Source organism: uncultured Caballeronia sp. (assembly GCF_964243625.1).
Classification (GTDB): Bacteria; Pseudomonadota; Gammaproteobacteria; order Burkholderiales; family Burkholderiaceae; genus Caballeronia.
In genome coordinates, this window is sequence record NZ_CAXTGZ010000423.1 from 1 (window position 1) to 5344 (window position 5344).

At 58.5% G+C, this 5344-nt stretch carries 5 protein-coding genes; all 5 read left to right on the forward strand.

The annotated features are described in order from the left end of the window. Nucleotides 1-193 precede the first annotated feature (193 nt). Nucleotides 194-754, forward strand: a complete 561-nt coding sequence (locus ACFFAR_RS23580; RefSeq protein WP_174364346.1) for a YSC84-related protein — start codon at nucleotides 194-196, stop codon at nucleotides 752-754. Between the two features lie 180 nt (nucleotides 755-934). Continuing rightward, nucleotides 935-1402: a YMGG-like glycine zipper-containing protein gene (locus tag ACFFAR_RS23585; protein ID WP_375508564.1), complete on the forward strand. Its 468-nt coding sequence runs from the start codon at nucleotides 935-937 to the stop codon at nucleotides 1400-1402. Nucleotides 1403-1434: 32 nt separating this feature from the next. Next, entirely contained in the window at nucleotides 1435-1833 is a 399-nt protein-coding gene (locus ACFFAR_RS23590; protein ID WP_375508565.1) for a hypothetical protein, read from the forward strand. Nucleotides 1834-1988: 155 nt separating this feature from the next. Then, nucleotides 1989-3152 carry an efflux RND transporter periplasmic adaptor subunit gene (locus ACFFAR_RS23595; protein ID WP_375508567.1) on the forward strand — a complete coding sequence of 388 codons (1164 nt, stop codon included), beginning with the start codon at nucleotides 1989-1991 and terminating at the stop codon, nucleotides 3150-3152. A 13-nt stretch (nucleotides 3153-3165) separates the two neighbouring features. Then, nucleotides 3166-5344: efflux RND transporter permease subunit (locus tag ACFFAR_RS23600; RefSeq protein WP_375508566.1), on the forward strand; the 2179-nt coding region annotated here is incomplete at its 3' end.

Below are 5344 nucleotides of genomic sequence, written 5' to 3' on the forward strand. Positions count from 1 at the left end.
AGCCTTTCAATGACGAACTTTTTATCAAAGCTGTTCGCACTGCGATTAGTACTACAGGGTAAATGAGTGGAGCTATGGGACCAAGGTCCAATAGCATTGGCGCGGCGGCAATCGCATCATTGTTCCATGCAGGAGATATGAGGCTTTTTTGAACTAGGTAGTTCCTGATGTCACTCACAACGGAGCATTGATCATGATAAAGACCCTTCGGCTTCTCCTGGCGATTCCTCTTTTCCTTCTCGCGGTGGCCTGCTCAACAAACCCCACCGTTGCGAATGGCGGAGATCCCGAGCTCGACGCGCAAGCGCGCGAAGCACTGCAGCAACTGTTCGCCAACGCGCCTCGAGCTCAGGAACTGCAATACCGGGCAAAGGGGGTTCTGGTATTTCCCAGCATCGTCAAGGCGGGTTTCATTGTGGGTGCACAAGGCGGCAAGGGCGTGATGTTCAGTCCTGACGGAAAGATCACCGGGTACTACAGGGTGCGCGGCTTGTCGTATGGCCTGCAGGCTGGCGGTCAGACCTATTCCGAGGCGTTGTTCCTGATGACGGATACGGCTATCAGCTCGGTCAGCAGCGGCACGGGTTTGTCTGTGGGCATGGGGCCGAGTGTCGTGGTTGTAGATGCCGGCGTGGCGAAGTCTATGACGTCCGAGACGCTTAAAGCCGATGTCTACGCGATGATCTTTGGTCAGCAGGGTTTGATGGCAGGTCTCGGGGTCCAGGGGCAACGGATTGTGAAGTTTGACGAGTGATGATGTTCGCTCGTCTGTAACGACTGCCGGAGCGATGCCTGTAACGATGTGGGCGTCGCCTGAGGGATCGCCCTCGTTGCGTTAGTCATGCGCATTGATTTGCACCACGCTCCCCCGGGCCGGATTTCTTGGTCCGTTGCGGCTGGAACTTTGACGGAAGGGTGCCGGGCCATGCGACGAATGCAGCGACTTCTGATCGGCTCTGCGGTACTTGGGCTCGCTTTTTCAGCCACAGCTCAGCAGCCGATCATTTATCCGGCAAGAGGGCAGAGCGCTCAAAGGCAGAACTCGGACACGGCGGAATGCCAGTTGTGGGCGAAGCAGACAACAGGCGTTGATCCCGTTGTCATTGCAGAGCAAAGCGCAAATCAACAAGGCGGACAGCCAAAGCAGGGGGGGGCCATAAAAGGAGCCGCTGGTGGTGCTGCTGTTGGCGCGGCAATCGGGGCGATCGCGGGTAATGCTGGCAAGGGCGCCGCAATTGGCGCCGTGACCGGGACCGCCGGAGGGGGATTGCGGCAGCGTCGCATGAATGAGGCCGCCGCAAGTCAACATCAGTCGAACCAGCAGCAGGTCTCCCAGGAGATGTCCACTTACAACCGGGCCGTTGGTGCGTGCATGACGGGACGCGGCTACTCGATTCAGTAAGGATCGCTCACGGCGCCTATCGGAGACCATCGATGAAAACCAGATTATTGCATGGCGTGGCTGCACTCGCATTGATGGCGGTCGCGTCGGCAGCGAGCGCCGCTGAGTTCGACGGGAGCAGGCCGCTGATCTGCGCGACAGTCGACGCACACGCATGTGACCCCGGTGAGACCTGCCTTCGCGGACTTCCCGAGTTTGTCGGGATGCCGCAGTTCATGCGCATCGACTTCGCGGGTCAGACGATTGCCGGTCCCAAGCGCACCACGCCTATCCGTTTCATCGACAAGGGACTTGACCAACTGATCCTGCAGGGTACCGAGCTTGGGTATGCATGGTCCATTGCAATCGACAAGGCCGACGGTTCCATGACCGTATCCCTCATCAATCGCGAAGAAGCGTATGTAGTCTTTGGAAACTGTACCGCGCCTTAAGAATTCGGTATCCCGGGTTTAGCCTGCGGTTTATCCAAGAGTCGGTTGCCCATTGGGAGACTCACATGGTGATGTCATCGGTGCGAATCAGCGCATTTGGAACCAACCGTGCCCGTGATCGCTGGACGCGACGCCTGTCGTTTGCCGCTGCGGCGATGACGCTGCTTGCCGCATGCAGCAAGCCGGCGAACGAGCTTCCCCGGCAGGCCACCGAGGTTAGCGTGATGACGGTTACCCAGCGCGACACGCCGGTCGACTTTGAATTTACCGCTCAAACCGAAAGCTCGCGCGAGGTCGAAATCCGCGCCCGCGTGGACGGGTTCCTGGACAAGCGCGTCTACACGGAAGGTCAACCTGTAAAGGCCGGCCAGATCCTGTTCTTGATGGACGCAAAACCGTTCGAGGCCACATTGCAATCGGCGCGGGGTCAGCTTGCGCAGCAGCAGGCGCGTTTTACAGTGGCAAAGGCCAATCTGGATCGCGTGCTTCCGCTTGTCAAACAGAACGCACTGAGCGAGAAAGACCGCGACGACGCCATCGGCAGCGAAAAAGAAGCCGAGGCGGCAGTGATTGCGGCCAGGGGCCAGGTCACAACCGCAGAGCTGAACCTGAGTTACACAACCATCAAGTCGCCGCTCGCGGGACTGTCCAGCTTCGCGAAACAACAAGACGGCAGCTTTGTGACCGCAGCCGCAACCGGCTTGCTGACCACGGTCTATCAGCTCGACCCGATGTGGGTGAATTTCAGCGTGTCTGAAAACGAGATGCTGAGTTATCGCGATGAAATCGGAAAGCAGCAACTGCGCTTTCCGCACGGCGATGATTTCGAGGTGACGGTGATCCTGGCCGACGGCACTGTGTATCCATCGCACGGCCGTATCAGCTTCGCAAACCCCGCATTCAGTTCTCAGACCGGAACCTTCCTCGTGCGCGCCTCGTTTGCCAATCCGCGAGGCAGTCTGCGACCCGGGCAGTTCGTGCGCGCCCGGGTGTCCGGCGCGACTCGTCCCAATGCCATCCTTGTTCCACAACGCGCCGTCCTGCAAGGTGCGAAGAGCCACTTCGTCTGGGTGGTCGACGGCGACTCCAAAGCTCATGAGCGGGTCGTTGAAGTGGGCGCCTGGCACGGAGATGACTGGTTCATCACGGACGGCCTGAAGGTCGGTGAGCGTGTTGTTGTCGATGGCGCCATTCGCGTTGCAGCCGGCACGCCATTGAAGATCACCGAAGCGCCCGCGACACCGGCCGCCGCCATCAGCAGTGAAATGGTCACCGAGCGCGTTGCACAAGGCAAGTCCGGAAATAACGCAGCAAATTGAGCGGATCGGCCAAATGAACATTTCCCACTTTTGCATAGACCGGCCGATCTTCGCGTCCGTTATATCGATCATCATCACGCTAGGTGGCGCGCTTTCGATGATGAGCCTGCCGATTGCTCAGTATCCCGATATAACGCCGCCACAGATCACTATCTCGGCCAATTACCCGGGCGCGACGGCCGATGTCGTCGCGAACAATGTTGCCGCGCCGATCGAGCAGCAGGTCAATGGCGCCGACAATATGATCTATATGAACTCGTCGAGCTCGTCGACGGGTAACTTCACGCTAAACGTGTTCTTCAACATCGGCACGAACCCGGCGCTTGCACAAGTCGATGTACAAAACCGCGTGAACCTCGCGTTGGCGCAATTGCCGTCTTCGGTGCAGGCGCAGGGTATCCAGGTCCAGAAGAAGTCATCGGCGTTCATGATGGTGATCGCGGTCTACTCACCGAGCAATCGCTACGATCCGACCTACATTGCGAACTACACCAACATCTACGTACTCGATGCAATCAAGCGCGTGCCCGGCGCCAATCAGTCGAGCATTTTCGGCACGCCCGACTACGCGATGCGAATCTGGCTGAAGCCGGACCGCATGGCACAGCTCGGCATTACCGCCTCCGATGTGCAAAAGGCCGTGGCGAACCAGAATCAGCAATTTGCAGTGGGGAGCATCGGCCAGTCGCCGACGGGCACTCCTGTCGAACAGTCCTTTGCGGTCACGACCACAGGCCGCCTGACCGACCCGACCCAGTTCGACAACATCATCATTCGTGCGGCGAGCAGCGACGCGGCTATCGTGCGCCTGCGCGACGTCGGCCGCGCGCAACTCGGACAAAAAGATTATTCGATTCGAAGCAAGTATCAAGGCAGGCCAGCAACCGTGATCGCGGTTTATCAGCAACCCGGTGCGAATGCGCTCGATGTGTCCAAGCAGGTCCGCGAAGCGCTCATGCAGATGAAAAAGTCCTTCCCTGAAGGACTGGAGTATGACATCGCGCTCGACACCACCGAGTTCACTCGCGCCTCGATCTCCGACGTTGTTTATACGTTCTTCGAAGCGCTGGTTTTGGTGGTAATCGTGGTCTACGCGTTCCTGCAAAGTTTTCGCGCCACACTCATTCCGGTCCTGGCCGTGCCCGTATCGATATTTGGCACCTTCATGGGCATGCTTGCACTCGGCTTCTCGATCAACATGCTGACCCTGTTCGGCATGGTGCTCGCCATCGGCATTGTGGTGGATGACGCCATTGTGGTGATCGAGAATGTCGAGCGGAACATGAACGTCCACAAGCTCAGTCCGAAGGACGCCGCGAAAAGAGCGATGGACGAAGTATCCGGCCCGGTGGTCGCAATCGTCCTCGTACTATGCGCGGTGTTCGTGCCGGTGGCGTTCCTCGGCGGTATAACGGGTCAGCTCTACAAACAATTCGCCATCACCATCGCCATTTCGGTGGTCTTTTCCGGCCTGGTTGCATTGACGCTGTCGCCGGCACTCGCGGCTTTGCTGCTCAGGCCGGGTCACGACAAGAAGCCAGCGTTTTTCAGATGGTTCGATAACGGTTTCGCAAAGATGACCGCTGGTTATACACGCGTCGTGCGACTCGTCATCAAACGCTTCGTGGTCGCATTGCTGCTGTTCGCGGGAATGATCGCGCTCGCGGTCGTCATGGGCAAGTCCATTCCAACGTCGTTCCTGCCGCCGGAAGACCAGGGATATCTGCTGGGCGCGGTGATCATGCCGGACGCGGCCAGCCTTGACCGGACCGGCGACGTCTCCCAGCACGTCACCGACTACTTCATGAAGCAGCCGGCGGTTGGAAGCGTGACGGTCATCGATGGTTTCAGTCTGCTCGATAGCCAGAACAAGAACAATGCCGCGGCGTTTTTCGTCGGATTCAAGAGTTTCGACGAACGCTACAAGTGGGCGAACATCCGGACACAGAATGCGCGAGCGGTGCTGATCGGTGCCTATGAAAATCTTTCGAAGGTCAAGGAAGGGATCATCCTTCCTGTGAATCCGCCATCGATCCCTGGACTCGGCACGACCGGCGGCACGGAGATGTGGATTCAGAGCAAAGGGGATGGCAATACCACTCAGCTTGCGGCGGTCGTCGACAATTTCCTTGCGAAGGCCAAACAACGTCCAGAACTCGCCCGCGTGACATCGACGTTCAATGCATCGTCCC

Bases quoted from the DNA above. Each gene is read 5' to 3' on its own strand.
- ACFFAR_RS23580 (WP_174364346.1), top strand. From the start codon at position 194: ATGATAAAGACCCTTCGGCTTCTCCTGGCGATTCCTCTTTTCCTTCTC.
- ACFFAR_RS23595 (WP_375508567.1), top strand. From the start codon at position 1,989: ATGACGCTGCTTGCCGCATGCAGCAAGCCGGCGAACGAGCTTCCCCGG.
- ACFFAR_RS23590 (WP_375508565.1), top strand. From the start codon at position 1,435: ATGAAAACCAGATTATTGCATGGCGTGGCTGCACTCGCATTGATGGCG.
- ACFFAR_RS23585 (WP_375508564.1), top strand. From the start codon at position 935: ATGCAGCGACTTCTGATCGGCTCTGCGGTACTTGGGCTCGCTTTTTCA.